The 26,034-nt window shown below is 67.5% G+C and carries 22 protein-coding genes; 4 read left to right on the top strand and 18 right to left on the bottom strand.

The window, feature by feature from the left end:
- Window positions 1-34 precede the first annotated feature (34 nt).
- A complete protein-coding gene (locus tag ACVCL9_RS09675; protein ID WP_447098291.1) occupies window positions 35-1,627 on the top strand; it encodes a tryptophan halogenase family protein in 1,593 nt (530 codons plus the stop codon).
- Between the two features lie 37 nt (window positions 1,628-1,664).
- On the opposite strand, the gene ACVCL9_RS09670 is transcribed toward ACVCL9_RS09675, so the two are convergent.
- From ACVCL9_RS09670 to ACVCL9_RS09645, 6 genes are all read right to left on the bottom strand, one after another.
- On the bottom strand, window positions 1,665-3,212 hold the full coding sequence (locus ACVCL9_RS09670; protein ID WP_447098292.1) for a GH39 family glycosyl hydrolase: 1,548 nt from the start codon (window positions 3,210-3,212) through the stop codon (window positions 1,665-1,667).
- 140 nt (window positions 3,213-3,352) lie between these two features.
- Entirely contained in the window at window positions 3,353-3,778 is a 426-nt protein-coding gene (locus tag ACVCL9_RS09665; protein ID WP_447098293.1) for a cupin domain-containing protein, read from the bottom strand.
- A gap of 26 nt (window positions 3,779-3,804) precedes the next feature.
- Entirely contained in the window at window positions 3,805-4,536 is a 732-nt protein-coding gene (locus ACVCL9_RS09660; RefSeq protein WP_447098294.1) for an ion channel, read from the bottom strand.
- Window positions 4,537-4,691: 155 nt separating this feature from the next.
- Window positions 4,692-5,093 carry a VOC family protein gene (locus tag ACVCL9_RS09655; RefSeq protein WP_136257895.1) on the bottom strand — a complete coding sequence of 134 codons (402 nt, stop codon included), beginning with the start codon at window positions 5,091-5,093 and terminating at the stop codon, window positions 4,692-4,694.
- Between the two features lie 131 nt (window positions 5,094-5,224).
- Complete coding sequence (locus ACVCL9_RS09650; RefSeq protein ID WP_447098295.1) at window positions 5,225-5,956, bottom strand: anti-sigma factor family protein; 732 nt, start codon at window positions 5,954-5,956, stop codon at window positions 5,225-5,227.
- The gene (locus ACVCL9_RS09645; protein ID WP_136257897.1) at window positions 5,953-6,444 is read right to left on the bottom strand and encodes an RNA polymerase sigma factor; all 492 of its coding nucleotides are present in this window, start codon (window positions 6,442-6,444) and stop codon (window positions 5,953-5,955) included. Before ACVCL9_RS09645 ends, ACVCL9_RS09650 begins: the two co-directional genes overlap by 4 nt.
- Window positions 6,445-6,565: 121 nt before the next feature.
- Between ACVCL9_RS09645 and ACVCL9_RS09640 the strand changes: the two genes are divergently transcribed.
- The gene (locus ACVCL9_RS09640; RefSeq protein WP_447098296.1) at window positions 6,566-7,807 is read left to right on the top strand and encodes a S8 family serine peptidase; all 1,242 of its coding nucleotides are present in this window, start codon (window positions 6,566-6,568) and stop codon (window positions 7,805-7,807) included.
- 106 nt (window positions 7,808-7,913) lie between these two features.
- A complete protein-coding gene (locus ACVCL9_RS09635) occupies window positions 7,914-8,909 on the top strand; it encodes a hypothetical protein (RefSeq protein ID WP_447098297.1) in 996 nt (331 codons plus the stop codon).
- 294 nt (window positions 8,910-9,203) lie between these two features.
- On the opposite strand, the gene ACVCL9_RS09630 is transcribed toward ACVCL9_RS09635, so the two are convergent.
- The 9 genes from ACVCL9_RS09630 to ACVCL9_RS09590 all read right to left on the bottom strand — a co-directional run bounded on the left by ACVCL9_RS09630 (window position 9,204) and on the right by ACVCL9_RS09590 (window position 20,674).
- Window positions 9,204-9,548 (bottom strand): antibiotic biosynthesis monooxygenase, encoded by a 345-nt coding sequence (locus ACVCL9_RS09630; protein ID WP_395119908.1) that lies wholly within the window; start codon window positions 9,546-9,548, stop codon window positions 9,204-9,206.
- 291 nt (window positions 9,549-9,839) lie between these two features.
- Window positions 9,840-10,352 carry a hypothetical protein gene (locus ACVCL9_RS09625; protein ID WP_447098298.1) on the bottom strand — a complete coding sequence of 171 codons (513 nt, stop codon included), beginning with the start codon at window positions 10,350-10,352 and terminating at the stop codon, window positions 9,840-9,842.
- 54 nt (window positions 10,353-10,406) lie between these two features.
- Complete coding sequence (locus ACVCL9_RS09620; RefSeq protein ID WP_447098299.1) at window positions 10,407-10,787, bottom strand: hypothetical protein; 381 nt, start codon at window positions 10,785-10,787, stop codon at window positions 10,407-10,409.
- 67 nt (window positions 10,788-10,854) lie between these two features.
- A complete protein-coding gene (locus ACVCL9_RS09615; RefSeq protein ID WP_447098300.1) occupies window positions 10,855-11,199 on the bottom strand; it encodes a hypothetical protein in 345 nt (114 codons plus the stop codon).
- Window positions 11,200-11,265: 66 nt separating this feature from the next.
- The gene (locus tag ACVCL9_RS09610) at window positions 11,266-11,514 is read right to left on the bottom strand and encodes a hypothetical protein (RefSeq protein ID WP_447098301.1); all 249 of its coding nucleotides are present in this window, start codon (window positions 11,512-11,514) and stop codon (window positions 11,266-11,268) included.
- A 441-nt stretch (window positions 11,515-11,955) separates the two neighbouring features.
- The gene (locus ACVCL9_RS09605) at window positions 11,956-14,307 is read right to left on the bottom strand and encodes a glycoside hydrolase family 31 protein (protein WP_447098302.1); all 2,352 of its coding nucleotides are present in this window, start codon (window positions 14,305-14,307) and stop codon (window positions 11,956-11,958) included.
- Between the two features lie 205 nt (window positions 14,308-14,512).
- Window positions 14,513-16,111, bottom strand: a complete 1,599-nt coding sequence (locus ACVCL9_RS09600) for an alpha-amylase family glycosyl hydrolase (protein WP_447098303.1) — start codon at window positions 16,109-16,111, stop codon at window positions 14,513-14,515.
- Between the two features lie 14 nt (window positions 16,112-16,125).
- Window positions 16,126-17,631 carry a tryptophan halogenase family protein gene (locus ACVCL9_RS09595; RefSeq protein WP_447098304.1) on the bottom strand — a complete coding sequence of 502 codons (1,506 nt, stop codon included), beginning with the start codon at window positions 17,629-17,631 and terminating at the stop codon, window positions 16,126-16,128.
- A 124-nt stretch (window positions 17,632-17,755) separates the two neighbouring features.
- Window positions 17,756-20,674: a TonB-dependent receptor gene (locus ACVCL9_RS09590; RefSeq protein WP_395119899.1), complete on the bottom strand. Its 2,919-nt coding sequence runs from the start codon at window positions 20,672-20,674 to the stop codon at window positions 17,756-17,758.
- Window positions 20,675-21,154: 480 nt separating this feature from the next.
- Here ACVCL9_RS09590 and ACVCL9_RS09585 point away from each other — a divergent pair, with 480 nt between their 5' ends.
- Window positions 21,155-22,792 (top strand): alpha-glucosidase family protein, encoded by a 1,638-nt coding sequence (locus ACVCL9_RS09585; RefSeq protein ID WP_447098305.1) that lies wholly within the window; start codon window positions 21,155-21,157, stop codon window positions 22,790-22,792.
- Window positions 22,793-22,918: 126 nt separating this feature from the next.
- On the opposite strand, the gene ACVCL9_RS09580 is transcribed toward ACVCL9_RS09585, so the two are convergent.
- From ACVCL9_RS09580 to ACVCL9_RS09570, 3 genes are all read right to left on the bottom strand, one after another.
- Window positions 22,919-24,571 carry a M28 family metallopeptidase gene (locus tag ACVCL9_RS09580; RefSeq protein WP_447098306.1) on the bottom strand — a complete coding sequence of 551 codons (1,653 nt, stop codon included), beginning with the start codon at window positions 24,569-24,571 and terminating at the stop codon, window positions 22,919-22,921.
- A gap of 102 nt (window positions 24,572-24,673) precedes the next feature.
- Complete coding sequence (locus ACVCL9_RS09575) at window positions 24,674-25,108, bottom strand: PepSY domain-containing protein (RefSeq protein WP_447098307.1); 435 nt, start codon at window positions 25,106-25,108, stop codon at window positions 24,674-24,676.
- A gap of 216 nt (window positions 25,109-25,324) precedes the next feature.
- The gene (locus tag ACVCL9_RS09570) at window positions 25,325-25,720 is read right to left on the bottom strand and encodes an HU family DNA-binding protein (RefSeq protein WP_447098308.1); all 396 of its coding nucleotides are present in this window, start codon (window positions 25,718-25,720) and stop codon (window positions 25,325-25,327) included.
- Window positions 25,721-26,034: the final 314 nt, after the last annotated feature.

Genomic DNA, 26,034 nt, shown 5'->3' with positions numbered 1-26,034 from the left:
TTTGCTTGCTGCATGGCAGCAGGGGAGAAAATCCATGCCACGTCTCAAGAAGGTGCTGGTCGTCGGGGGTGGCACGGCCGGCTGGCTGGCCGCCTGCTACCTGGCCAAGGCGATGAACAGCACGGCGCCGGAGAGCGTCCAGGTGGAGCTGGTCGAGTCGCCGAACATCCGCCTGCTCGGCGTGGGCGAGGCGACCTTTCCCTCGATCCGGGGCACGCTGGCGGCGATCGGCCTGGACGAACGCCGGTTCCTGGTCGGCGCCACGGCGACGTTCAAGCAGGGCATCCAGTACGTCAACTGGGTGCGGCCGCCGGGCATGCCGGGAGCGGATCGTTTCTTCCATCCGTTCAACACGCCCAGCCGTCGGCCGGGCAGTCCCGAGCTGTTGCCTTACTGGTTGCTGGGCGCCGCCCCCGAAGGCACGCCGTTCGCCGAAGCGGTGACCATGCAGAGCCGGCTGGTCGATCACGGGCGCGCACCAAAGCACGCCTCCGATGCCGATTACCAGGCACCGATGAACCATGCCTACCATTTCGACGCGGCCGCCTTCGCCGCCACCCTGGCCGAGCACGGCCAAGGCCTGGGCGTGAAGCGCCATCTGGCGACGGTCGAACGCACGGAGCTGGACGAGCGGGGCAATATCGCGCGGGTGGTCACCACCGAGCTCGGTGCGCTCTCGGCCGACCTCTACGTGGATTGCACCGGCCTGCGCGGCAGCCTGATCGGCGGCGCCATGCGATCGGCGTTCCGCAGTCGCCGCGACGTGCTGTTCGTCGATCGCGCGGTGGCCTTGCAGGTGCCGTATCCGGCACCGGACACGCCGATCCTGCCGTATACCCGGGCCACGGCGCAGCCGGCGGGATGGGTCTGGGACATCGGCCTGCAGAAGCGCCGCGGCATCGGCCACGTCTATTCGTCCCGGCACATGGATGCCACGCAGGCCGAGGAGATCGCGCGCCGTTACGTCGGTGCGGCGGCCGATGCGCTCGAAGCCCAGCACCTGCAGTTCGAGACCGGCTATCGCCCGGAACACTGGCGCGGGAACTGCGTGGCGGTCGGGCTGGCCGGCGGCTTTGTGGAACCGCTGGAATCCACCGGCATCGCGCTGGTCGAGCTGGCGGTGTGCATGCTGACCCACCTGTTCCCGGCCGATCACGACGACATGGAGCGCACGGCACGGCGCTTCAACGAAATGATGGTGGCGCGCTACGAGCGCATCATCGACTTCATCAAGATGCATTACTGCCTGTCGCAACGGCGCGACTCGGCGTTCTGGATCGACAACGCCAACCCGGCCAGCATTCCGCAGACGCTGCGCGATCGCCTGCAACTGTGGCGGCGTCGCCCGCCGCACCGGCTGGACTTCGTCACCGACCTGGAAATGTTCATGCCGGCGAGCTGGCAGTACGTGCTCTATGGCATGGAGTTCAGGACCGACCTGGAGCACGCCCGCAGCGCCTACCCGCAGATGGACGAGGCGCGGCGCGAGTTCGCGATGATCCAGCAGGTGGCGGGGCGCGCGCTGCAGGATCTGCCGGATCACCGGGCGCTGGTGGAGCAGTTGTGCCGGCAACATGCGCAGCGAAATCCGGTTCGCACAAACGAACCGGTGGCAGTCGGCGGTTGACGCCTCCGGCGCGCGCGATGCGCGCCGGGCTCCGACCTCAGCGCAACTCGACCACCACCAGCCCCTGCGGCGGAATGTCGAGCTGCAGCTTGCCATCATGCAGTTCGACGCGCTGCGGCGGCGCCATCTCGCCGGCCTTGCGCAAGGCGGCGATCTGCGCGCGGCTGGGGAAGTCCGGGCGACCCATCTGGTCGAACGCGGCTACCGCGTTGCCGTGGTTTTCGTCCAGCCGCCACACGGTGGCATGGGCGCCGGCGGCGAGGTTGCGCACGTCGACGCTGAAATGCCTGTTCGTGCCCCGGGGCTTGCCGGGCGTGTAGCTGGCGGTGTCGCCCACTGGCGGGGCGTAGTTCCACAGTGCCAGCACCACGGTGCCGTCGTCGCGCCTGGTCACCAGGGCCGAGTCGGAGTCCGATTTCAGCTGGCGATCGCCCAGCTTGTGCAGCATCGCGAAGGCGTTGAATGCGGGCTTGGGGATGCGTCGCGCGGCGATCAGGCCGAAGCCGCCGTAGAACGGATTGCGCACGATGCCCTGTTCCTCGAACACGTCGGAGAACGACCAGTAGCTCATGATCTGGATCTTGCCGGCGCACTCGCGGATCGTGTTGGCCATCCACGGCCCCATGAACACGGTGTCGGTGACGTTGGGCAGGTTGGCGTAGCTGGCGTTGTACTCGCTGAACACCAGCGGCATCTGCGGGTAGGGCGAGGCGAGGATCTCCTTGTGCACCTTGTCCACCGTGCGGCAGACCATGTCGCGGCGCGGGATGTGCTCGTCGCTGTGGAACACGTTCTGCGCGGTGTCGTCGCCGTAGACGTGGGTGCTGAGGAAATCGACCGGCACGTTGTTCTTTTTCGTGTGCGCCAGGAAATCCGTGGCCCACGCGCCCTGTGCGGTGGCCGGCCCGCCGACGCGCAGGCGTGGGCTCACCGCCTTCAGCGCGCGGGCGGTGTGGTCGTACAGCGTGTAGTAGGTGGACTGCTTCGGTTCGCCGGCCCAGAAGCCGATGTTCGGCTCGTTCCACACCTCGAAGTACCAGCTGGCTACCTCGTCGATGCCGTAACGCGCGACCAGGTGGCGGGCGAAGGCGGTGATCATCGCGTCCCACTCGGCGTAGTTCTTCGGCGGCGCGCGGTTGGGGTGATACCAGAACTCCTGCAGCTCGTTCGGGTCGGAGGTCAGTGCCGGCGGCATGAAGCCCAGCTCGATGAAGGGCTTCACGCCGTGCTCGAGCAGGCCGTCGTAGATCTGGTCGATGTAGGAGAAGTTGTAGCGGATCGAGCCGTCCGGGTCGCGGTTCACCATGCCCACGTCGTGGTCGAAGATGCCGTGGAAGCGGATGTAGCTGAGGCCGGTAGCCTCGCGCACGGCGTCCAGGTCCTTGCGGTAATCGTCGCGCAGCGACAGCGAGGCGCGGCCGGAGCCGAACATGGTTTCCCAGAAGTGCGGGAACGGCGTGCCGGCGGCCTGCGCGTCGACGCGGATCTGCACGGTGGCCGGCGTGGCCGCGAGGGCGGAGCCAACCAGCAAGGCGCTGGCGCACAGGCCGAGCAGGAAATGGCGGAAGGCGGCCGGGAGGCGCATCGGGGGATTCCTCGTCGTCAGCGGAGCTTGGGTCGGTGGGGTCGGGCGCGCGCGATGTAAACGTTTACGTGCCGACTGCCGCAGTATCTTGCAGTCGGCGTGCGACGTCCAGTGAGCCCCGTCCGCCCGGCCGGCGCGAGTCAACCGGACCGGGCGTCGCCCAGCGGGTTGTCGGCAAACCAGGCCACCAGTTCGTGCATCTTCCGTTCGAAGCCAGCGGGCGTGTTGATGCACAGGAAACCGCATTCGGCGGCGTCGCGATTCTCGAAATCGTGCGGCGTGCCACCGGGGATCAGCACCCAGCTGCCGCGCGGCGCCGGCGCCCACTCGCCGTCGATGCAGACGCTGAGCGTGCCGGCGAGGACGTAATAGATGTGGTCGTCGTCATGGGCATGGCTGCCCGGCCCGCCGGTGCGCGGCTGCAGCCACCACTCCGACAGCGAGTAGCGCTCGGCAGTCTGCGCGCCATCGGCATGGAATACCGCGCGCATGCGGCCCATGTCGTAGCGGCGGCCCTGCGCCGGTCGCGTGATCAGCGGCTTGCGGGTGGCGTCTGGCGCGTTCATGCGAACCTCCTCATCCGGTCGAAAAATCACGATTCTCCGCGCTTGCCGCCCGCTGCCGACGGAGCGATGGTGAGCCCGATCAGCCGCGAGACCACCAGCGCGAGATACATCACGCCGACGAACATCTCCAGGCTGGCCACCGCGCGCGCATGCACCGTGATCGGGATGACATCGCCGATGCCGGTGCTCGACATCAGCGCGAAACTGAGAAACAGCAGCTCGGTCCAGGTGCGCGGCGCCTGCGGGTCGACCGCCGCGGAGAAACAGCCCGGCTGCAAGGTCTGGCACAACACGAACACATAGGTAAACGCCCACACCAGCAGGGTGAAGGTGGCCCCGGCGGCGAACAGCTCGTCGGTGGTGGCGCGCCGGTCGGCCAGCATGTACGCGATCAGGCAGCCGGCCGCGTAGAAGTAGAACAGCGCCTCCAGCGCCGCCCACCAGGGCCGCAGCGCCGGCAGCTCCAGCGTCAGGCCCATCACGTTCAATACCACTGCCGGCACCGCGATCGCCAGGCTCACCCAGCCGCGTCCGCGCGTGCGCTGCACCATCGCGATCGTCAGCAGCAACACCACCACACCGAACGCGCCGAACAACGCGCGCGCCGAATGCGTCTGCTCGATGAACGGATACAGCAGCAAGCCGGCCAGCTGCACCAGCAGGAGGATCGCCGAGGGATGGCGGATCACCGTGGCCACCCAGCGTGGCCGGGCGATGCGCGAAGTGTGGTGGTCGGAGGCGTTCGCGGTCTGGTTCATGCGTGCTCCTGCGTTTCAACGAAAGGAAGTTCGAACGCGGGAATTCGTCTTGATCTTGCGGGGCGCACCAGGGATTCCCGCGTTCGCTGGGATGACGTTACTGGGCCTTCCGGGCTCTCCGCGCGGCTCGGCACAAGACATCTTCTCGCCCGCTCTCACTCCTCCCGCCTGACGCGATGGCTCGCGCACAGCTTGTTGCCGTCGGGGTCGCGCACGTAGGCCAGGTACAGCGCGCCAAAGCCGCTTTCGCGCAGCCCGGGCGGCTGTTCGATCGAGGTGCCGCCGTGGGCCACGGCGGTGTCGTGGAACGCGCGCACCTGTTCGGGCGAGTTGCACTTGAAGCCGATCGTTCCGCCGTTGGCGAACGTTGCCGCGCCGCCGTCGATCGGCTCGCTCACGCAGAAGGTGTTGCCGTCGTGCCGATAGAACAGGCGGTCGTGGCCGGTGGCGGTCCGGTCGCGGTGCGGTTGGCCCGCTCCCAGCGTACCCAGCACGGCGTCATAGAAGCGCTTTGCCCGTTCGATGTCGTTCGAGCCGACCATCACGTGACTGAACATGGCGTATGTCTCCGCATTGGAAGGTGGCGGCCGGCCGACGGTCGGGCGCTGCCTAGCCTGCACGGCAGCGGACCGGCGATGCAAGACCGTCGACGGCCGCAGTCGCGCAGTCCGCGTGATGGGCTGCACGGTTACTGCCAGCCGGCGTCGCGCGCTGCGCGCTCCTGTTTCGCATCGAAGACTTCGCCGCGCAAGCGGGCGTCGATCGCGGCGCGCACCGCGCTCGGCAAGTCGCTGGCGGCCTGGCGCAGTTCGCCGTCGTCCCCGGGCGAGGGCGCCGCGGTGAGCACGGGCACGCTCCAGCCGCCGTCACCATGGCAGGCGAGCCCGGCGCGCGCCGGTGCACGATGCAGCACGAAGCTGCGGCAGATGTGCCCGTCGTTGCTGCGGAAACTCAGGCCGATCGCCACCTGCGCATCTGCTTCCGGTTCGCTTGCCAGCGCATGATTCAGCGCTTGCTCCAGCGGACCGGCGGCAAACGACTGGCCGCCGTGCATGCGCAGCATGTCGCCGCCGGCGCGCGGCCACCACAGGGCCACGGCCAGCAGTGCCACCGACGCGGCCAGCGCGGCGCCCACATACCAGCGCCGTGGTGCGCGGCGATGCATGGCGTGCGCATGACGTCCACCGGCGAGCGCCGGCGCGGCGGGCGGCTGCAGCAAGGCGGACAGCCGCGCCGGCACCGGCTCGTCGAGCACCGGGTCGAACGCGGCATGCAGTTGCGCGCGCACGGCACGCGCCTGCTGCACGCGGTGGGCGAGCACGGCGTCGTGCGCCAGCGCGGCGTCGACGCGCGCGGCCGCGTCGGCGTCGAGTTCGCCATCCACGTAAGCCTGCAAGGTGTCGTCGTCGATCGCGTTCATGCTTCTTTCCCAAGGTGGGCCTGCAAGGTGGCGCGGGCGCGAGCCAGGCGACTGGTGACGGTGCCCACCGGCACCTCCAGCAGCTCGGCGGCCTCGCCGTAGGACATGCCCTCGACCAGCACCAGGGCCACCACTTCGCGATGGTCCGGCGGCAGCGCCGCCAGCGCCATCGCCAGTTCCAGTTGCTGCGCCGGCTGCGCACTGGCGCGGTCGGCCGCCATCTCGCCGGCTTCCTCCGGCGCGAACAGATGCTGCGAACGGCCGCGCGCGCGCAGTTCGTCGCGCCAGGCATTGCGTGCGATCGCGAACACCCACCGATCCAGCGCGGCATCCGGCCGCCACTGCGCGGCACGAGCGAGCGCGCGCTCCAGCACGATCTGCACCAGGTCGTCGGCGTCGGCGGCCTGGCCGGCCAGCGCCCGCGCCAGCCGGCGCAGGCGCGGCAACAGCGGGATCAGTCCTTCGCGCACGGCGTCGCTCGAATTCACGCATCACCTTCCATTACGTCTGGAGGGGTGGATTCCATCCCTCGTGCGCGTCGGCGCGGTTCGAGGGCGTAAAGCGGACCCATGCTAGCATCCGGCCCCGTTGCTCCCGAGGCCGTTGGCCATGCCCATGCGCCGTCCGTCCGCCGTGTTCGTTTTGCTGCTGGCCATCGCCTCGATCGGCGTGGCGCCTGCGCAGGCGCAGGTGCTCGGCCCGGTGCAAGGATTGCCGAACGTGCAACTGCCCGGCGCGCGTCTGCCCGGCTTGGATCCCGTTGCGCCCTTGCACAGCGTCGACGACCTGCTGCGCGGCCCGCTCGCCCTCACGCGAAAAGTGCAGATCGACACGCTGCGGCGCAGGGAGCCTCGGCGCGTCGACATCGACCCGCACGGCGCGCCGGTCCTGCGCGGCGAATTCCTCGCCACCGGCCTGTCGACGGCGCAACGCGATGCCGCGCAGGCAGCCGGTTTCGTGGTGGATCGCGAAACGTCGGCGGATGCCACGCTGGGGCTGGACTTCGTGGTGCTGCACGACACCCGCGACCGCCGCACGTCCCGCGCCCTGCGCGCCCTGCAGCGAGCCGCGCCGGGTGCAGCGTTCACCTACCAGCACCTGTACCTGCCCGCCGGCGAGGGCGACGCGGCCCGCGTCGCGACGGCAGCGGCGCCGTCGTCCGTTGCGCCATCGCAACGCGTGGGGCTGATCGACGGCGGCGTCGATCCCGGCGATCCCGCGCTGGCGCACGCGCGCATCGAGCGGCACGGCTGCACCACGGCGAATCCGTCGCGGCACGGCACGGCGGTCGCCGCGCGCCTCGTCGCCGGCGACGCGGACACGCTGTATGCCGCCGACCTGTGGTGCGGCGATGCGGTCGGCGGCGCCACCTCGAAACTGGTGGACGCGCTGGCGTGGATGGCGCGCGAGCACGTGGCGGTGATCAACATCAGCCTGGTCGGTCCGGACAACCCGGTGCTCGCGCGTGCAGTGCAGGCGATGATCGCCCGCGGCCACGTGCTGGTCAGCGCCGTGGGCAACGACGGCCCCGCGGCGCCACCGCTGTATCCGGCGGCGTACCCGGACGTGATCGGCGTCAGCGGCGTCGACGCGCACGACCGTGTGCTGCCCGAAGCCGGCAGCGGCGAGCAGGTGGATTTCTGTGCGTCCGGCGTGGTCGGCAGCGGCCGCAACGCACTGCGCGGCACCTCGTTCGCGGCGCCGATCGTGGCGCGAAAAGCGGCGCGACTGCTGGAAGCCCCGCGCACCGGCGCCGCGGCCCAGGTGCAGCAGCAGCTGATCGGCGAAGCGCGCCCGCTCGGCGCCCGCGGTCGCGACCCGCGTTACGGTTACGGCCTGCTGTCGCCCTGAAACTGAACGCCGCCCAAGCGTCACTGGCCGGTACGGAAGGATTCCCCCGGCAGCGACGTACAGGACCTTGGAAGCCGCGGATCGTCCGCTGGCAGGAGGTCCTACCATGCGCAACACGACTCTCATCAACAAGACTGTCACCATCGGCCTGCTCGCCGGCACGCTTGCGCTCGCCACGGCGATACCGGTGCATGCCCAGGTGCTGGGCGGCGCGCTCGGTGGTGGCATCGGCGGTGGCTTGCGCGGTTCCATGCCGAGCACCATGGACCAGATCGGTGGTCGCATCGACGGCGCCGCCCGCGGCATGGGCAATCTCCATGCTCCCGACGTGAACCCCCGTGCCGCCGAACGTCGCGCGCCGCACCAGCGTGCCGCGGCAGCCGCCGATGCGGCCACCGGTGCCGCCGCGCAGGCCACTCGCCAGGTGAACGGCCAGGCGGGCGCGGGTGCGGCCGGCAGCCTCGCCGGCTCGGTCGCCGCCAACCCCGCCGGCAACGGCAACGCGGTATTGAATGGTGCAGGCGAACTGGGTTCTTCCGTGAATGGCGCCATCGACGCCAGCGGTCCGCGCCGGGCCGCCACAGATGCCGCCGGTCAGGCCGCCGGCTCGACGCGTTCAGCCGTCTCGACGGCCAAACGCGGAACCCGCAACGCGCTGGATCGCGTGCAGAGCGCCCCGGCGAACGCCGAAGCCGCGGCCAGCGCGGGCCTGGACAGCGCCGGGAGGGCGATCGCCAACGGCGCCCAGTCGGTCAGCGCGGACGGCTCGCTCGGCGCGGCTGCCGCAGGCAACGCGGCGCGGACCAGCCCGGTAACCACGGACGCCGCGCAACAGCCGTCGAATGACTCGACGCCCCCGTCGTCGGGCCTGCTACCCCAAGCAGCGGATGCCGCACGCCGCGCCGGCAATGCATCGCTTGACGTCTCCGGCTCCGGCGCCGCCCACGGCACCACCGACGCCAACGCCGGCCCGGCCGCCCAAAGCAACGGCTCGGCCAACGCCGGCGGCCACGCCAACGCCCACGGCTCGGCCCGCGGCGGCCTCTCCGCCTCGGCACAAGCCAACGGCGACGCCGGTGCCAGCGCGGATGCGCAGCACTGAGTCCGTAGTGCAACTTCCGCGGCCTGCCGCGAACCCTGTCCCGGGTTCGCCGCAGGCCGCGGTTCGCTCCCCGCCTTCATCGCGGCCCGCGCCGGGATGGCGAGAAGGCAGGCGGGCAGGAGGCAGCGGACGAGGATCGTCGCAGGGGTGAGAAAGAGTGCGCGATGCATCCAGTTGACACGCGAAAGGCGGCACCGGAGCCGCGCTTCGCGAACGTGCCGCGCAAACTGCAGCAAGAATCAGGCCCGCAGGAATCCCGCTGGCGTGCAGGCCGTCCATGGCTGCCGCGTCATTTCAGATGCCCTCGCGATGCAGTGCATCGAGGTAGTCGGCCCTTGTGTCGAGCGTGATCTCCGGAAGGCTCTCCGCGATGGCTGCCTTCATCCGGCGGCTGGCTTCCTCGTCGAGAGGACCGAGCGCAAAGATGTCGCGGCGCACCTGCGCGCTGGGCCACTGCGCATAGCTGTACCACAGGCCGTCGGAACCGCGATGCAGGCGAGAACCGAGCGAACCGCGCAACCGAAGCAACTCGGTGATACGGGACCAGCCTTGCACGAAGTCGTCCTCGGCGCCGGCATGCAGACGCCAGCGATACAGGACGATGAAGCAGTCGGTGGCAGCGGACGGTCTCGACGTCATTGCAGTCTCGGGCTGATGACTTGCGCGTGAGTTGAACCCGGCGCGAAGCTGGGCGAAGCACGCGATACGGCAAACCGGCACGAGCTGCCGGCCAACGCCTGAATTGAGCCGAGCCGCGAAGCGGCTTCGGCTTGAATGAATTTTTAGCCCGACATTCTTCAGGGTCGATCTTGGCCAATGCCGCCTCGCGCGAGCGAACCATCGAACGGTTCATTTGGTGATCACGCAAGGTCCCGCAACCGACGAGTCCGGTTAGAAGAACTGCGGCTGCGAGAATCTTCCACATGACCCCTAACGCTTGGGTTGAGCGGCGGCGTAGCCGTCCGCCCCGAATGGGTGGTTAGAACCCAACGCGCGACGCCAAACGAAGAAGAACGCCAGCGCACCCGCGAAGCCATGCAACCCGAAGAACACAACGCTTTGTGCGTAGCTGAGCCAGCCATACAAAGTCTTTTGACCGTTTACAACGAAGTCTACTGGTGTGCCGTACCAGTTACCTCCCGACGAAAATCCAGCGTACTCGGACCAACCATAGACGGCTACCGGGAGCGCAGCGACAACCAAACCAATTGTGCCGAGAGACCACCACGACAGGTACTTGAAGTGCCGAAGAAGCAGGAGCGAAGGAACGCCAACAACGACGACGAATGGCACGGCGAGAACCGCAGCAAACATAGGGATACCGAACAACTCGTTTGGAGAGACATGGCCGCCAGCTATTAGTACTGGCAAAAGGAACCACGCAAACAGAACGAAAGGCTGGATCGCAATTGCTGCAATGGTGGCGAGCAAGATGGCTTTCATTGGCTCTAACGCTGGAATTGAGCGGCGGCGAAGCCGTCCGCCGCGAATGAAATGTTAGATAGCTGGCGCACTGCGCTGCGCGCGCTTGGCAAGAGCCTGACCAACGAATACACCAATTACTACTGCCAGTGCGGACAACACAATGCCGAGCAGGTTGATTTGAGCAATAGCCAAGAAAGACGCCTGACCAGCCGGTGCGGCGATGAAGTAGAGGAGACAGACGACGAGAAGCCAGCCCACGAACCACAAGCCGAGCGCGGGAAAGACAAAACCCCGACGCGCTATGAAGGAACCGATTGTGGTTGCGAGGAAGCCCAGAACAATCGATTGCAGAAGGGGATTAAAGGTGAAGTTGGCCAAGGATATCAGCTCACCAGCTACGAGACCGAATACAGCCGCCGCGGCGAGGCCAGAAAGGATTCTCTTCGTGTCCATTGCGAACTCTCCTGTGCGATGACGCTGGAGTTAAGCGGCGGCGAAGCCGTCCGTCTTGAACGAGCTGTCAGACATAGGCCCAGACAGCCCACGTGCCTATTGGAACTAGCGCAAACAGCACCACGATGCCCAGACATCCAGAGCCCCGCCCTGACGAACCACGTACACCATAAGACTCGTGCTCTTGCGGCGAATGCGACTGGAGCCACTTGTGGTGGCAAGACTGACAGAAGAATTTTGTCTTGCCATTGCGCCATGCCTCTGCAGTGCGGTTGGTGTGAAGTGCCTGTACACCGCAGCGACCACACTTGAAGGACTTGGAGGGCGGCATGCGCTTTGGAATGAGCTTGCCGATGAAGCCGACCACGATCACCAAGGCGACGCCAATGCCCAATATGGCCTCAGTACTCATCAGACAGCATCCCTATGCCTAACGCTGAGTTGAGAGGCGGCGAATCCGTCCGCCTTGAACGAACGGTCAGGCATCGCTGCCGCGATCACCCTGCTGCATTTCTGGTGTGTCCTTGCAGATTGCGCAGTGCTGACCTCTACGAGATTGATAAAGTCTGCCCACCGTGAACATGATTGCCGTGATGGCGCCCCATATTGCAGCTTGAGTCACGGAGTAAGACAAATCATGGCCTTTGAGCATTTGCGCTGCGCCGATGATGACGAACGCGCCAACGAGAACGGTAAAAAAGCGCTTGATCCAGAATGCGGTACCCACCGAGATGCTCCCCATGAGGCCTAACCGCCAAGTAGACCCAACAAAGTGGGTGTTGCTCAGAGTATGCGGCGGTGCCCCTGCTCGCACAAGCAGACGATTCTCGCGTTGGAACAGGGGTTTGCGTGCATGGCAGGCGGGGCAGGGTGTGGGCATCTCCCGTTGTTGTCAGCGACTTTCGGGCCGGCATGAATTGCCGGAGCACGCATGACGGTGTAACGGCGGCGCAGAGTCTGCGCTTGGTCTGGCGGAAACTGTATGCCTTTCGTTCCGGCGCGTCGGTTCGCGGCTGCGACGGGGGTCGGGATGTTCCGAGGCGGTCCGAAGATGCCGCCGTCCCCGCGGAAGCAAAGCTCGATGGGTCGTGTTCCGGGGTGCCCGCCTGGCTGGTCCTTCGGCCGTTCGGGGGCGTGCTTCGTGGGCGTGGCCGGAGAAGTTGTGCGCTTATCGCCGGTCGTGCAGCGTGACCGTCGTTGTCTTGCCGGCGGGCAGGCGCACCCACGTCACCGGGCCGTAGCGATCCTTTCCGGTGGCCCAGCCTGCGGTGTCGGTGCGTTGCAGGGTTGCGGCGTCGGCTTGTGCGACCAGCGGCTTGCCGTCGACTTGCACGGCTTGTGCGGCGTGGCCGTGGATCTTCAGCAGCCAGGTGCGCAGGGCGGGGTGGAAGCTGCCTTCGGGGTTGCCGGTCCGGAAGATCACGGTGTCGCCGTGTTGCTGCAGGGACAGCGACTGGCGGAAGTACGCGCCGTGTTCGTAGGCGTAGGTGCTGCCGTCGTCGTCGTAGTAGTCGAAGCTGGTGCGCTGGTCGGTGGGGAAGGCGTCGAGCGAGACTTCGGTGACGGGTTTCTGGCCGACGTAGTCCTGCACCGCCTGGGTCGGGATGATGGCGCCTTCGCGCACGAACAGCGGGATGTCGCTCCAGTGGGTGGCGTCGATCGCCAGCGAGATGGTCTGGCCGCCCGTGTAGGCCTTGCCACTGAACCAGTCGAGCCAGTGGCCGGCCGGAAGATAGATGGATTTCTCGGTCTGGCCTCGCTCGACCACCGGCGACACCAGCAGGTAATCGCCGAACAGCCAGCTGTCGACGTCGTTGGCAACCTTCGGATCGTGCGGCCAGTCGAACAGCAGCGGACGCACCAGGCCGACGCCGTCGACGTGGCGGGCGTACTCGTAGCTGTAGATGTAGGGGATCAGCGCGTAGCGCAGGCGGATCGCCGCGGTGGCGGCTTTCTCGGCGACGGGGCCGTAGACCCAGGGCTGGCGTTTTTCGTCGAACGCGCCGTGCACGCGGAAGATCGGGGTGAACGCGCCGAACTGGATCCAGCGTGCGTAGTTCTCGTTCGACGGGTGGCCCTTGAAGCCGCCGCCGTCCATGCCCCATTGCATGGCGCCGACGTTGATCGCACTGAGCATGCGCGCGCGCTGGCCGGCCATGCTGGCGAAGCCGGTGTCGATGTCGCCCGACCAGAGGCCGTAGGCGTAGCGCTGCGAGCCAAGCCAGAAGTTGCGGTTGACCGACCACACGCGCAGCTTGCTCTGCGCGCGCTGTGCCTCATACAAGGCACGCTGCATGTTCATGAACTCGGTGTCGCTGCCGGTGGTGTCGGCCTCGTCGTTCCACCAGCCGACGATGCCTTGGTCGAAGCCGTACTTCATCGCCAGCTCGGCGAACCAGGTGCGCGCGGCGGGGATGTCGAAGTCGATGTTCTTCACCGGTTTGTGCGAGAAGTAGTCGTCGCTGACTTTCTCGCCCGGTACCCAGAAATCGTGCTCCGTCGCGTAACGTCCCTCCACCGTGTCGACATGGAGGCGCGGCTTCATGATGCCGGTGAGCTGGATGCCGCGCGCGTGCAGCTGTTTCGCCAGCGCGCCGCCGGGGCCGTCGGGGAACTTGGCGGGGTTCCAGCGGAACTCGCCGTAGTTGTCCTCGCCCCAGGCCTTCCAGTCGAAATCGAGGGTGAAGTTGTCGATCGGGATGTGCCTGGCGCGGTAGGTGTCGACGATCTGCAGGAGTTCCTTCTGGTCGATGCCCCACTGGCTGTTGGTGAAGCCCATCGCCCATTTCGGGAACAGCGGCGTGTGGCCGCTCAAGTCGGCGACCGCGGCGAAGATCGCCTTGGGCGCGCCGACGATCACGTAGACATCCAGCGGCGCCGCCTCGGGTGCGGCGATGTCGATGCTGGCGGGCGCCAGCGTGAAGTGGCCGCCGTCGATGTCGGCCAGCACGGCGTAGCCGGCGGTGCTCCACGCCAGCGGCGCGCCGGCCCAGCCCTGCTCGCCGGCCTTGGCCTCCAGCTTGCCCTGGCGCAGCATGCCGGCGCCGACATCGCTGGTGAAGGCGTCGTAGCCGCTGACGCCATACATCGGATCGCCGGCCGCGTGGCCGAGGCTGAGCTTGCCGTGCGCCAGCGCGCTGACGTCGGCGATGTGCAGCAGCACGTGGTCCTGCGCGTCGGCGATGGACAGGCTGTGCGCGGCGCGGTCGTAGCGCACGCGCACCTGCGGCGAGTCGAGCGTGAGCGCCGTGGTCGCTTCGCCGGCGCCGGTCGGCGCGGATGCGAGCGCGGGGTCGATCACCATCGAACGTGCCGGCGACTTGCCGTCGACGAGCGCGCTCAGGTGCACGACGTTGGCGGCGGGCAGGGTGATGCGCACACTGCCGGTGTCGGTGGGGATGTCGATGCGCTCACTCGTTGTCGAGGAGGTGGTGGGTGCCTTGGCCATGGCCGGGGCGGCTGGGGCGAGCGCGAGCAGCGTGGCGAAGATGCCGGCGAGCAGGGCGGACGATCGGGTCATGAGTGGGCTCCGCAGTGGGGTCGGTGCAGGCTTGCGTTCGAGTGGGAGCCATGTCCCTTCCGCAGGAGCCCGCTCGCGCGCGATGCTCTTGGGTCGGAATTCGGGATTCGGTCCTTCGACAAGCTCAGGATGGCGGGTTCGGGATCCGGCAAAGCCAGAGCATCGCCCGCGAGCGGGCTCCTGCCGTGGTGGCGGTTCTCGCGATTCACTTGGTGCTGGCCGATGCCGTTTGCAGCACCGCCGAGCCGTACGCCGGCAGGTGCAGCACACCTTGCGCCAGCGTAGTCGCGTCCTCGGTACGGGCGCGCACGCCGGCATAGCGTTGCAGGTCGTGCGCAGCGAGCCGGATGGTTTGCGCGCTGCCGGACAGGTTGTGCACCACCAGCACCGCACCGTGCGCATCACGCAGCTCCCACGCGATTAATTGCGGGTTGCCCAAGTCGCGCGTGGTCAGCGCGCCATCACGCAAGGCGCCGATGTGACGGCGCCAGCCGATCAGTTCGCGATAGCGCGTCAGCAGGGAGTGCGGATCATCCTGCTGCGCTTGCACGGTGATGTCCGGGCCGTCGCCGGCACTGAAAGCCTTCCAGTGCGTCTGGTCGGTGCCTTGCGGATCGCGATACCAGCGCATCGGCTCGCGCAGGTCGGGGTCGGGCTTCTTGCCGCGCATGCCGAGTTCTTCGCCGTAGTAGATGAACGGCTCGCCGGGCAGGGTCAGCAGCATCGCGGCGGCGATGCGCATCTGCTGCGGGTTGTCGTGCAGCTGGCTCATCACGCGTTCCTGGTCGTGGTTGGACAGGAACGGCACGTCCATGCCGTATTTGCCGGTGACCGCGTGATAGGCCTGCGTGGTGCCGTCGAGCAGGGCGGGCAGCTTGCCGGCGTGGCCGCTGCGGGCGCTTTCGATCAGCTGCACGGCCAGCGGGAAGTTGAACACGCCGCTGAGCGGCTTGAACCACGGCGCCAGCTCGGCCTCGGTGTCGCGGGTGACTTCGCCCACGACATAAGCCTGCGGATCGACGCTGTCGATGCCGTGGCGGAACTCGCTCCACCAGGCGAGGTTCTTCGCCAGGATCTTCGGGTCGTGGCGCTGGTTCTCGAAGTCGTAATAGACGTGCTGGGCCGCGTCGAGGCGGAAGCCGTCGACGCCGCGCTTCAACCAGAACCGGCCGATGTCGATCATCTCCTTGCGCACGGCCGGGTTGTCGAAGTTCAGGTCCGGCATCTGGTCGACGAAGATGCCGAGGTAGTGCTGCTTGCCCAGCGCGTGCCACGCCGGCGAGCCGGTGGCGCTCACCGCATCGAGATCGGTGTGCCTGTTCGACCACTGGTACCAGTCGTGGTACGGGCTGGCCGGATCGCGCGCGGCCTTGAACCACGGGTGCTCGCTGCTGCTGTGGTTGATGACCAGGTCCATGATGATCCTGATGCCGCGCTTGTGCGCCTCGGCCAGCAGGCGGTCGAAGTCGGCCAGCGTGCCGTACTCGGGGTTGATGCCGCGGTAGTCGGTGACGTCGTAGCCGTGGTAGCTGGGCGAGGGATTGATCGGCATCAGCCAGATGCCGCTGACGCCCAGCGATTGCAGGTAATCGAGTTTCGCGGTGACGCCGTTCAAGTCGCCGATGCCGTCGCCATTGGTGTCGACCCAGCTGCGCACGAAGATTTCGTACCACACGTCGGAGGCGGCCGGCTTCGTGTCCGCGGGTGCCGGCCTGGTGGCGGCGATTGCCGGGCCGGCGATGAGCAGGGCGAGCAAGGCGAGCAGGGCGAGCAAGGCGAGCAGGGCGAGGCGTGATCGAGGCATGGCGAGGTCTCCTTCTAGGGGTCGACGCGGCAGTGGTCGGCGACGAAGCGGGCGTGGTCGGGCATGCTGGCGGCGGCGCGGCCGACCAGGGTGCGGATGTCGCCGAGGAAGCCATCCAGTTGCGTCGCATCCAGTGCGTCGGCGAGCGGGTGATACGCCTGCGGCTCGATGCGCTGGCCGATCATCACCTGCAGCCAGGCGACTTCGGTGAACAGTTCCTCGCGCTCGCGGAAAATCTGTCCGTGGCCGCGGAACAGCGCCAGCTTGCGGGCCAGTCCGGGCGGAATCTCCATGGCCGCGCACTGGCGCCAGAACGGCGTGTCGTCGCGCTCGGTGGCCTTGTAATGCAGGATCAGGAAATCGCGGATGCTTTCGTATTCGAAGCGGGTCTGGCGGTTGTACTCGTCGACCAGCACCGGATCGCATTGGCGGTCGGGGAACATTGCCAGCAGCCGGCTGATGCCGGACTGGATCAGGTGGATGCTGGTCGATTCCAGCGGCTCCATGAAACCGGCCGCGAGGCCCAGCGCCACGCAGTTGCGTTGCCAGGCGTTGCGCCGCATGCCGGTGGTGAAGCGCAGCGGGCGCGGCTCGCCGATCGCCTCGCCGTCGAGGTTCGCCAGCAGCGTCGCGGCGGCCTCGTCGTCGCTCAGGTGCGCACTGGCGTAGACCAGGCCGTTGCCGGTGCGGTGTTGCAACGGCACGCGCCATTGCCAGCCGACGTTGCGCGCGGTGGCGCGGGTGTACGGCCACAGCGGTTCGCTGCGCGCGCAGGCCACGGCCATCGCGCGGTCGCACGGCAGCCAGTGCTGCCAGCTTTCGTAGCCGGTGTGCAGCGCGCCTTCGATCAGCAGGCCGCGGAAGCCCGAGCAGTCGATGAACAGATCGCCTTCGATGCGCTCGCCGCTGGCCAGTCGCACCGATTCGATGAAGCCGTCGCCCTCGCGCAGCTTCACCTCCACCACCTTGCCTTCGATGCGCGTGACCACGGCCGGATCGCAGCGCTTGCGCAGGTACTGGCCGTACAGGCCGGCGTCGAAGTGGTAGGCGTACTTGATGCCGCCCAGCGGCGTGTCGCCGACTTTCTCCATGCGCGCGAAGCGGTGCTCGTTCGCCGCCTGCGTGTTGAGCGAGTAGGCCCATAGGTCGCTGTCGGGATCGCGCCGGCGGTTCCGCAACCAGTAGTGATGGAAGCCGATCAGCCCCAGCGGCAGGCCGATGTCGCTGAAGGCGTGCAGGTAGGAGTCGCCGAGCCGTCCGAAGTTGTTCAACTGCACACCCAGCTTGAACGTGCCGTGGGTGGCCTTGAGCATGTCGTCCTCGTCGATGCCGAGGAACGCATTGATGTGGCGGATCTGCGGGATGGTGGCCTCGCCCACGCCGACGATGCCGATCTCGTCCGACTCGATCAGGCGGATCTGCACCGCCTTGCCCAGCGCCCGGGCGAGCAGGGCGGCCGTCATCCAGCCGGCCGTGCCGCCGCCGACGATCACCACGCGTTGGATGGGTGCTGCGTTCATGCCGTTGCCGTTTCCCCGCTTGCGTCCGGCCCTGAAGTAACCCGCGCCGCCGCGCCTGTCAAAAAAAAGGCCCCGTTGATCTTGCACAACGGGGCCCGCAGGGGAGCAGGTGTGCTGCTAGGTCTTACTGGAACTTGTAGGAGACCCCCAGTTCGTACATGCGGCCGTAGCGTTCCCAGGTCAGCACCTGGCGCGGGTCGTTGTTCTGGAACGTGGTGAAGGTCTTGTTGGACAGGTTGGAACCCTGCGCGATCAGGGTCAGCCCCTTCAGCGAGCCGGAGTCGAAGCTGTAGCTGACCTGGGCGTCGTAGGTGCTGCCGCCCTGGATGGTCTGCTCGATGCGGCTGGCGCTGATGCCCGACACGCGGCCCAGGAAGCTGGAGCGGTAGCTGTCGCTGATGCGCGCCTCGAAGCCCTCGTGCTGGTAGTACAAGGTGCCGTTGGCGACCCACTTGGACAGGCCCGGCACGGTGATCGGGTCGGAGTTGCCCGGGTACACCAGCGAGCTCTTGGTGCGGTTGCCGGTGACGATCACGCCGAAGCCGTTCAGCGGCTGGGCGATCAGGTTGAACGGCAGGTTCAGCGTGAGCTGCGCGCCCTTCACGTAGCCGCGGCCGTCGTTGGTCGGGCCGGAGACGGTGCCCAGCGTGGTGCCCAGCTGGCTCAGCTGATCCGGCGTCAGGCCGAACGGCAGGAACGAGCTGAAGTCGTACAGGTAGGCCGCGTTCGGGTTGATGTAATCCTTCAGCTTGATGAAGTAGCCCGACAACGCGACGTAGCCGCCGCTGCCGCGGCACAGGTCGGAGTTCTTCTGGTCGGCGGAGCTGCACTCGTAGCTGTTGCCGCCGGAGAAGTAGTGCTCGTAGCTGACGTTGTAGTTGTCGGCCATGGTCGGCTTGAGCTTGGCGTTGCCGCCGGACGAGCTGAAATAGGCCTGGTTCGGGTCGGTGCTGGTCAGGTGCGTGATGTTGCCGCTCACCGCCATGCTGGCGTTCATCTGGTCCATGCGCGGGCGGGCCATGGTGCGCGCGGCGCTGACGCGCAGATCATCGCTGGCGGTGAGGCCGAAGATCAGGTTGGCGCTGGGCAGGAACTTGTTGAAGCTGGTGCTGCCCACCACCGGGATCAGCGTGATCGCATTGCCGGTGACCGCGCTTCCCGGCGCCACGCGCTCGCCGGTGGCGCGCTGCGAGGTGTGCGAGGCCTGCACGCCGAAGTTGCCGCGCAGCCCGACGTCGCCGAGGTAGGTGTCCAGGTTGAACTGCACGAACGGGGTGAAGGTCTTCTCGCGCACTTCCCAGTTCGGCGGCAGGTTCAGCGAGGAGCCGAAGGTCGGCACGCTCTGCAGCGTGCCGCTGTCGAGCAGGTTGAACGGGTTGTAGCAGAGCTGCGAGGCCACGCCCATCCACGCCAGCGGGCTGCATGGTGTGCCGCTGAACGGCGCGGTGGTGACCGCGGTGCCGCCGCTGATGGTGCCGCCGCCCAGGGTGAGGAAGCTCTGGTCGATGTGGTAGGTCTTGTTGCGCGTGCTGTGCGCCACGCCGAATTCCACGCTGGCGATCGGGCCGCTGGCGAAGCTGCGCTGCGCGGCGAGGCGCAGGTTGGCAAGGTAGTCGACGGTGTGCGGCGCGTTGATGAAGCCGGCCTGCACCACGTCGTTGCCGCCGCCCCAGCCTTGCGGATCGGTCAGCACGACGCCCTGGGTGTAGTCGAGCGTCGGGAAGAAATAGAACAGGCCGCTGTCGATCTGGTTGAAGCCGATCGTGTCGAGTGCGCCGTTGGCCGCCGTGAAGCCGGTGCCGGAGTAGCTCTCCAGGTTGATGTCGTCGCGGGTGGCGCGCGAGTAGTTGACGTCGGCGTCGATCGACCAGTTCTCGTTGATGGTGAACTGGTTGTCCCAGTTGAAGTTGTAGACCCGCGCCTTGGTGCGGTTGTAGTCGTTGCGGATCACCGGCTTGACGTTGGTGTACGCAGCGCTGGTGATGAAACCGTCCTGCACCGTGCCGCCCGGCTGCAGCTGCGCGGAGCTCCAGAACAGCGGGAACTCCATGCCCTTGGCCTGCTGCACTTCCTTGAAATCGTCGAAGGTGAGGTCGACGGTGCCGGTGTAGTGCTCGTTCGGCCGCCACTGCACGGTGGCGAGCAGGCCGCTGCGCTTCATCGAATCGGTGATGCCGTAGTTCTTCGAGCCGCCGATGACGTAGTTGCCGTTGGCGTCGGTGGGGTAGCCCCACGGCTGCTGATGCTCGATCTGCGACGGGCTGTCTTCCAGGTCCACGCCCAGCGTCACGCCCAGCGTGTTGTTGGCGAACTGGTGCACCCACACGCCGTTGACGTTGTGACCCTTGTTGCTCACGCCCGGGCCGTCGGCGAGCTGCGACATGCCGTTCCAGATGTAGCGCGCGTTGATCGCCGCCTCCGGGCCGTTCTTGTCCAGCGGGCGGATGGTATGCATGTCCACCGTGCCGGTGAGACCCTGGCCGATCAGGTTTGCCGACGGCGACAGGTGCACCACCACGTTGTCGAACCAGCTCGACGGGTACTGGTCGAACTGCACGTCGCGGTTGTTGGAGGTGGACACCTGCTGGCCGCCGTTGATCAGCGCGGTGGAGAAGTCCGGGCCCAGGCCGTGGATGGTCAGCACCTGCGGACGGCCGCTGACGGTCTGCACGGCGAGGCCGGGCAGGCGACCCAGCGCATCGGCGATGGACACGCCCGGCAACTTGCCGACCTGCTCGGCGGACACCGCCTCGACGATGGTGCTGGCGTTGCGCTTCAGCGCGGTGGAGTTCTCGATACTGCTGATGAAGCCCTTCACCTCGACTGCCTGCAGCTGCTTGGCGTTGTCCTTGGCGGAGCGGCGGCGATCCTTGTCGGCCTTGGTATCCGTCGTGGTCGCATCCTGGGTCTGGGCGTCCTGGGCCTGGGTGTCCTGCGCAGCGGTCGCGCTGCTGGCCCGCGGGGCGGCAGCGTGGGCAGGAATGAATGCGCAGAAACCGACCGATGCCAGCGCCAAGGCAAGCACGTTGTGTTTGAGTATCACCGTTGTCCCCTCCCAGGGTAAGTACTGCAGGTCTTGTGACGATCGTGATGGTCTGTTCGGAACTCGCGGGCCGCTGCCGTCGAACATGCGGCGGTCGACTCCGTGAGGCCGATGTTAGGACGGCTGCGTCGGAGCGAGCCGTTCATGCATACGTATTCATTCTGCTGCGCCGCGTCGCAAGGCCTCGCCCGGGGCGTCGCGGCCTGTCGAAGCGGCATGTCTGCGCCGGACGCTGCGCGTCGATGCCGGAGCGGCGCGAATGCAGGCGCGGCGCGGCGTGCGCCGGTTCCGGCCGCTGTTCGTTTGGACGTCCAAACGCCGTGGTAGCCACTGATGCTGCGTAGCGGCAGCGGCGATCCATGAATACGTATGCACGATCGCGGCAGGCCTGTCTGCAGCCGCTAAGCTGCTCGCCAACCCCGACAGGTTCGCCACGCGGCGTGTCCTGCAGCCCCGGGTGGCAACGGCATGGACAGGCGAATGAGCAATGCCCCGTGGTGGCGTGGCGCCATCATCTACCAGATCTACCCGCGCAGCTTTCTCGACACCGACGGGGACGGGGTGGGAGATCTGCCCGGCATCGTCGAGCGGCTCGACTACGTGGCCGAGCTTGGCGTGGACGCGATCTGGGTGGCGCCGTTCTTCAAGTCGCCGATGGCGGATTTCGGCTACGACATCGCCGATTACCGCGAGGTCGATCCGCTGTTCGGCACGCTGGAGGATTTCGACCGCCTGCTGCACAAGGCGCACGGGCTGGGGTTGAAGGTGATGATCGACCAGGTGCTCAGCCATACCTCGGCCGAGCACGCATGGTTCCGCGAAAGCCGGCAGAGCCGCGACAACCCGAAGGCCGACTGGTACGTGTGGGCCGACGCCCGGCCCGACGGCACGCCGCCGAACAACTGGCTGTCGCTGTTCGGCGGCAGTGCATGGCAGTGGGAGCCGCGCCGCGGCCAGTACTACCTGCACAACTTCCTCGCCTCGCAGCCGGACCTGAACTTCCATCACCCCGACGTGCGCGCGGCCACGCTGGACAACGTGCGCTTCTGGCTGGACAAGGGTGTGGACGGCGTGCGCCTGGACGCGATCAACTTCTGCTTCCACGACCGCCAGCTGCGCGACAACCCGCCCAAGCCGAGCGAGCAGCGCGTCGGCCGCGGCTTCAGCCCGGCCAACCCGTACGCGTTCCAGTACCACTACTACAACAACACGCAGCCGGAGAACCTGGGCTTTCTCGCCGAGCTGCGCACGCTGATGGACGGCTATGCGGACGTGGCCGCGCTGGGCGAGATCTCCTCGGAGGATTCGCTGGCCACCATGGCCGAGTACACCATGCATGGCCGCCTGCACATGGGCTACAGCTTCGAGCTGCTCACCGAGGATTTCAGCGCGGCGCACATCCGCGGCACGGTGCGCCAGCTGGAGGCGCAGATGACCGAAGGCTGGCCGTGCTGGGCCATCTCCAACCACGACGTGGAGCGCGTGCTCAGCCGCTGGGGCAACGGCGACGCCTCCGCGCAGCTGGCCAACCTGTTCACCGCGATGGTCTGCTCGCTGCGCGGCTCGGTGTGCATCTACCAGGGCGAAGAGCTGGGCCTGACCGAGGCCGACGTGCCGTACGAGTCGTTGCGCGACCCCTATGGCATCGCGTTCTGGCCGCAGTTCAAGGGCCGCGACGGTTGCCGCACGCCGATGCCGTGGAGCGACGACGACGCGCAGGCCGGCTTCAGCCATGGCATGCCGTGGCTGCCGGTGCCGGAGGAACACCGCGCCCGCGCGGTGGCGCAGCAGCAGGGTGATCCGCAGTCGGTGCTCAACGGTTTCCGCACCTTCATGCGCTGGCGCCAGGCCCACCCGGCGCTGCGCTGGGGCGACATCGAATTCCTGGACACGCCCGAGCCGGTGCTGGCCTTCCTGCGCCGGCTGCGGGACGACACCGTGCTGGTGGTGTTCAACCTCGGCGCCACGGCCACGGAGCTGGCCTTGCCTCCCCTGCCCGGGGCGGCGACCGCGCTCGACGGCCATGGCCTGCAGGCCGGCACGATGCGGGACGGCAAGCTGCACCTGCCCGGCCACGGCGCCTGGTTCGCGCGCCTTTCCGCACCCGACCACGGGTAGGAGCCCGCTCGCGGGCGATGCGCCTGCGGCGGGAATCACGAAAGCATCGCCCGCGAGCGGGCTCCTGGGCGAAGGGCGGACACGACGACGCCGCGCCGGTGACCGGCGCGGCGTCGTGTGGGGCGCTTACTTGCGCTGGTCGGCCGTCGCCTCGCGTGCGGCGCGGAACTCCGAATCCTTGCTCCAGCCCGGCCACTGGTCCGAGTTCGCCAGCTGGCTGCCGACGGTGTAGAGCAGTTGCAGGTCGCGCGCCATGCCGGTGAACGGCCAGCTCGCCTGCCACTCGTCGGAGGGCTGGTGGTAGTGCTTGGCGGTGTATTCCTTGCCCGCCGCTTCGCCCGCCTTCAGCCCGCCGTCGATGCGGTCTTCGCCCGAGCCGAACGACACCGCCGGCACGCCGCGCTTGGCGAAGGAGAAGTGGTCGGAGCGGAAGAAGTAGCCCGCTTCCGGGTGCGAGTCCGGGGTGTAGACCATGCCGAACTTCTTCGCCGTCGTGACCAGGTCGTCGAGCAGGCCGAGCTTGGCGTTGCCGGAGATGGTGAAGTCGCGGGTGGGGCCGTGCGGGTCGAGCGCGTCCATGTTGATCACGCCGGCGGTGGTGGCCAGCGGGTACAGCGGGTGGCTGGCGTAGTACTCCGAGCCGAGCAGGCCCTTTTCCTCGGCGGTGACATTGAGGAACACCACGCTGCGCTCCGGCTGCGGCGCGTGCGCGAAGGCGCGGCCCATCTCGATCAGCGCCGCGGTGCCGGTGGCGTTGTCCACCGCGCCGTTGTAGATGCGGTCGCCGGTGCCGTCGGGCAGGCCGATGCCCAGGTGGTCCCAGTGCGCGCTGTAGATCACCGTCTGGTCGGGATGCTTGCTGCCGATCACGCGCCCGACGATGTTGTGCGAGGTGATCACGCTCTTGTCGACCTTGAAATTGGCCGAGAGGCTTTCGCCCTTCAGCGCGATCGGCTTGAACGCGCGCGTCTGCGCCAGCTTCTTGGCGCTGTCGAAATCCAGCCCCGCGTGCTTGAACAGCTGCACCGCGAGGTCGCGCTGGATCCATCCTTCCAGCCGCGGGTGGGAGTCGCCCGGCTTGTCGCGCACGATGTCGAACATGGTGTTGGTGTTGGAGTTCTTCACCGTGGCCCAGCCGTAGGAGGCCGGCGCGGTCTCGTGGATCACCAGCAGGCCCAGCGCACCTTGGCGCGCGGCCTCCTCGTATTTGTAGGTCCAGCGGCCGTAATAGGTCATGGCCTTGCCGCCGAAGTCGCCCTTGCCGGTTTCGAAATCCGGGTCGTTGACCAGCACCACCGCGATCTTGCCGTGCAGGTCGACGCCCTTGAAGTCGTCCCAGTCGCGCTCCGGCGCCTTCACGCCGTAGCCGACGAAGACCAGCGGCGCATGGCTGATGTCGACCGAACTGGCGCCGTCCATCGGCGCGCGGATGGCGATCTGCTCGCCTTGGGTGAGCGGCTCGGTCTTGTCGCCGAGGGTCAGGCTGAGTTCGGGCTTGCCGATGATCTCGGTGCGCAGCAGCGGCACCGCCTGCGTCCACAGCCGCTTGCCGTCCTTGAGGTCGCCGCCCGGTTGCAGGCCGGCGGCCTTCATCTGTTCGACCACGTAGTCGATGGTGCGCGTCTCCGCCGGCGTGGCCGGGCCGCGGCCCTCGAAGGCATCCGAGGACAGCGTCTTGACCTCGTCGGAGAGGCGCTGCGTGCTGAAGGTGGGGACATCGGCGGCCTGTGCTGCGGCACAGGCGCCGATGACGAGCGCGGAAAGGAGCAATCGCTTCACGGGCAATCCGTCACATGGGGAAGGGAATCCCGATACTAGTCAACTCGCCGGTACCGGTCCATTTCCCCGCGTCCATTTCCCGCGGCCCGTGCCGCGCGGGCGCTATTCGATGCCGATCACCTTGCCGGTGTGCGCATCGATGCGCAGCTTGACCTTCTTGCCTGCCGGGTTGTCGGCCTTGGCTTTCCAGATGCCCTCGTCGAAATCCACGTCGTGCACGTCGGTGTAGCCCTGGGTGGACAGCGCCGCTTCCACGTCGTGCCTGCTCAGGTTGGAGACTGCCGTGTCGGGATAGATCTCCCCGGTGCTGGCGTCGATGCGCACGTCCAGGTCGTTGCCGTCGGCGCTGTCCGCCTCGGCCTTCCACATGCCGTCCTTGAACTTCAGGTCATGCACGTCGGTGTAGCCCTGGGCGGTGAGCCGGGCGCGTACCTGCGCTTCGGTCATGGCCTGTTGCGCGATCGCGACCTGGAAGGCACCCAGCGACAGCAGGCCGATGCCCGCGGCAAGGGCGAGGGAGGGGAACGTCGGTTTCATGGCGCACCTCGATGCTTGCGGAAAGCCCCGAGTCTTGGGCGCCGGGCGAAAACATCCGGTGAACGCGGGCGTGAATCCCCGCCAACGGTTCAGCAAGGTGATCGGCCATGCCGCAAACGCGACGCCGCCGCCCGGTGTGAGCCGGACGGCGGCGCGCGGGTGGATCAGACGGTGTCGATCAGTCCGGGTCGATCGACCCGGGTCGACACCCGCGCATCAGAGCGCGGCGTCCTTCAGCTTCTTCAGCGGACGCACCTTGACCTTCACCGTGGCGGGCTTGGCCGCAAACACCTGCTCCTCGCCGGTGAACGGGTTCTTGCCCTTGCGCTTCGGCTTGGCCGGCACCTTGACGGCGTTGATCTTGAACAGGCCGGGCAGGGTGAACTGGCCCACGCCCTTCTTGTGCACCGAAGCGAGCACGGCCGACTCCAGGCCGGCGAGCACGGCCTTGACCGTCTTCGCGTCGACGTTGGCCTGGGCGGCGACGTGGGCGATCAGCCCGGACTTCGACAGGCTCTCGCCGATCGGCTTGACCGGCGCGGCGGACTTGGCGGCGGCAGGCTTCTTGGCAGCCTTGGCGGGAGCTTTCTTGGCAGTGGTTTTGGTAGCCATTAGTTGATCTCGATAGTAGGAAACCCCGGCTTTCTGGGCTCGGAGGCCTTGCGGCCCGCACAATGTAGCGAAAATTTAGGGGTTTGACGCAACTGTGGCGCCTCAAGCGCGAATTTTTATTCGCGGTGTGGCAGGCGCGGCGGCGCGCAGGTGCGCGGCGGCAGTTCATCCACGCCCGCTGCACGCGGCACCGGTATGCTCCCCGCTCGCTTGTCTGCCGGCTTGTTGCCATGATGAAAACCTCCGTTTCCCGTTGGCTCCCTGGCCGGATCACGCGCGATCGCGCGAGTGGCGGGCGAGGCTCGCGGTGGTCG

This window comes from Rhodanobacter sp. UC4438_H5 (assembly GCF_052978405.1).
Note: the sequence above shows the minus strand (reverse complement) of the source record. Positions and strands in the feature narration are given on the sequence as shown.